We start from the raw sequence: 3,091 nt of genomic DNA, 5'->3' as shown, positions 1-3,091 counted from the left end.
TGCAGTTCGTGGTGTACTTCGAGTGGGATCGCTCGAACCTCACCGATCAGGCCCGTCAAGTGATCAACAACGCTGTGAACAACGCCCGCAACTGCGGCGTCGGCAGCGTCCAGATCGCCGGCCACACGGACACCTCGGGTTCGAACGTCTACAACCAGGGCCTCTCTGAGCGCCGCGCCCGCGCGGTCCGTGACGAGATCGTCCGTCTGGGCGTCCCGGCTGATGCGATTTCGCTGAACGCCTTCGGCGAAACCCAGCTGGCCGTTCAAACGCGTGACGGTGTGCGCGAGCCGCTCAACCGCCGTGCGGAAGTGATGATGGACCTGCGCTAGTCGCTACGTCCGCATCTGAATTGCCTTGAGAACGGCCCGGTGCACCCGCACCGGGCCGTTTTTCTTTGGCGGAACCGATGCCCTGGCGCGCTGCGCCGCAGCGTATTCTCCTTGCTGCGCTGGCTTGCATCCCGGCTCGCGGGTTGACCCGCCCCGCGCCGCAGCGCAAGACAGGGCCCATGAGACATGACAGGTCTGGGCCGCAGGTGCGCCGGTCTCGCCGGAGCCTGCAACCGGCCTGTCATGACACCCCGAGATTTTGAAAAGGCCATCCCATGAGCAAGCCGGAAACCCCGTATCGCAAACGCGCCCTTGGCAATCGTCCCTTGCGGCCGGAAACCCTCATGATGAGCTATGGCTTCGATGCAAAGCTCTCTGAGGGCGCGATCAAGCCGCCCATCTTCCAGACCTCGACCTTCGTATTTTCGAGCGCCGAAGAGGGGGCGGCCTTCTTCCGGGTGATGGGCGGGCGTGCCGTTGACGGCGATCCGGCGGCCCCCGGCCTGATGTATTCGCGCTTCAACAATCCCAATGTCGAAGTGCTCGAAGACCGGCTGACGCTTTTCGACGGCGCAGAAGAGGCGTGTGTCTTTTCATCGGGCATGGGCGCGATCTCGACCGTGCTGCTGGCCTTCGCCAGGACCGGTGACGTCGTCCTGCAGTCAACCCCGCTCTATGGCGGCACCGAGACGCTGATCCGTAACATCATGCCCAATTACGGTATCGGGATGGAGGATTTCGTCGCGGGCGCGCCCGAGGCTGAAATCCGCGCAAGCGTGGATGCAGCCATGAAGCGGGGCCGGATCGCGATGATCTACACCGAGACCCCGACGAATCCGACGAACGAGATCGTCGATCTGGCGCTGATGAAAACGCTGGCTGACGAGATTGGTGAGCGTCAGGGGCATCGTCCGGTCGTCGTGGTGGACAATACCGTCCTCGGTCCGATCGGCCAGTCGCCGCTCGAACATGGCGCAGACCTCGTCGTCTATTCGCTCACCAAATATATTGGCGGCCATTCAGACCTGATCGGCGGCGCCGCCATGGGCTCCAGCGCGGTAATGGGGCCGGTGCGCAAGCTGCGCTCGGCCATCGGCACCAATCTGGACCCCAATACGTGCTGGATGCTGGCCCGCTCGCTGGAAACGGTCAGCCTGCGCATGCAGGCAGCCTTTGATGGCGCGGCCAAGGTTGCCGCTTTCCTGAAAGACCACCCCAAGGTGGAGAAGGTGCGCTATCTCGGCTTCCTGGAGCCGGGCTCGCGTGACCATACCGTCCATCATCGCCAGTCCGGCGAGTATTACGGCTCCACCTTCGCCTTCGACGTGAAGGACGGTCAGGAGGGCGCTTTCCGTATGCTGAACGCGCTGAAGGTGATCAAACTCGCGGTCAGCCTCGGCGGCACCGAGACGCTGATCTGCCATCCGGGATCAACGACGCATTCGGGCGTCGATCCGGCTTTGCGCGAGCGTCTGAAATTTGCGCCGGGCATGGTGCGTGTCTCGATCGGCATCGAACACCCTGATGACCTGATTGCCGATTTCGAGCAGGCGCTCTCCCACGTCTGAGTCTGACGCGAACCCAGCCACCAGGCCCGTTTCATGTCCGCAATCACTTTGTCAGCCGAAGAGAAGGCCGTACTCGACTGGGTCGACACCCAGGGCGACGGCATGATTGCGGATGTGCGCCGCTGGTCGGAGATCAATTCCGGCAGCCGCAATGCGGACGGGCTGGAGGCCATGCGCGGCGAGCTTGAAACGGCGTTTTCGAGGCTTGAGGCGCGCATGGAGGCGGTTTCGCTGCCACCATCCGAAACGGTGACGCCAGCGGGCGAGATCGTGCCGGTCGAGTACACGCCCGCTCTGAAGGTGTCGGCGCGCCCCGATGCGCCGTTGCGCATTGTCCTGACCGGTCACTCAGATACCGTGTTTGCGGTTGATCACCCTTTCCAGTCGTGCACGCAGCAGGACGAGGATACGCTGAACGGCCCCGGTGTGGCAGACATGAAGGGCGGTTTGCTGGTCATGCTTCATGGCCTTCTGGCGCTGGAGCGCAGCCCGTGGGCCAGCCAGATCGGCTATGACGTGCTTGTCAGCCCGGACGAGGAAATCGGTTCGCTCGGCTCCGGCCCCGTCCTCGCCGAGCTGGGTGCCAAGGCCCATGTCGGGATGACCTATGAGCCGGCGCTGGCGGATGGGTCGCTGGCCGGTGCGCGCAAAGGCTCGGGCAATTTCTCGCTAAGGGTGAAGGGGCGCGCCGCCCATGCAGGGCGCGAGCATCACCTTGGACGCAACGCGATCGTTGCCGGCGCTGCCTTTGCAAAGGCCATTGATGCGCTGAACGGCCAACGCGAGGCTGTGACCGTGAACGTATCGCGCATTGATGGTGGCGGTGCTCCCAATGTTGTGCCGGACATGGCGGTCGTCCGCTTCAATGTGCGTGTTGGCGACGAGGAGGATGCCCGCTGGGTGCTTGACGCCCTTCAGCGCGCTGTCGGCGACATCAACACCCGTGACGGTATCGCGGCGGATCTGCATGGCGGGTTTACCCGCCCGCCCAAGCCCATGACGCCCGCAAACCTGCGGATGTTCGAATGGACGCGCGAGGCGGGCCGGGCCATCGGCCTCGACCTTGTCTGGAATGCAACAGGCGGCGTGTGCGAGGGCAATAATCTGTGGGCGTCGGGCTGTCCCAATGTCGACACGCTGGGCGTGGGCGGCGCGGACATTCACTCCAGCCGCGAGAGCGCGAAGATTTCC

The 3,091-nt window shown here is 64.0% G+C and carries 3 protein-coding genes; all 3 read left to right on the top strand.

Annotated elements, in window-relative coordinates:
• A partial coding sequence (locus ACTS2Z_RS04585; RefSeq protein WP_442572049.1) for an OmpA family protein occupies positions 1–332 on the top strand: 332 nt, incomplete at its 5' end.
• Positions 333–607: 275 nt separating this feature from the next.
• Positions 608–1,900, top strand: a complete 1,293-nt coding sequence (locus ACTS2Z_RS04580) for a cystathionine gamma-synthase family protein (protein ID WP_442572048.1) — start codon at positions 608–610, stop codon at positions 1,898–1,900.
• 33 nt (positions 1,901–1,933) lie between these two features.
• Positions 1,934–3,091: hydrolase (locus ACTS2Z_RS04575; protein WP_442572047.1), on the top strand; the 1,158-nt coding region annotated here is incomplete at its 3' end.

Source organism: Glycocaulis sp., from assembly GCF_052168375.1.
GTDB lineage: Bacteria > Pseudomonadota > Alphaproteobacteria > Caulobacterales > Maricaulaceae > Glycocaulis.
Note: the sequence above shows the minus strand (reverse complement) of the source record. Positions and strands in the feature narration are given on the sequence as shown.

Bases quoted from the DNA above. Each gene is read 5' to 3' on its own strand.
- ACTS2Z_RS04580 (WP_442572048.1), top strand. From the start codon at position 608: ATGAGCAAGCCGGAAACCCCGTATCGCAAACGCGCCCTTGGCAATCGT.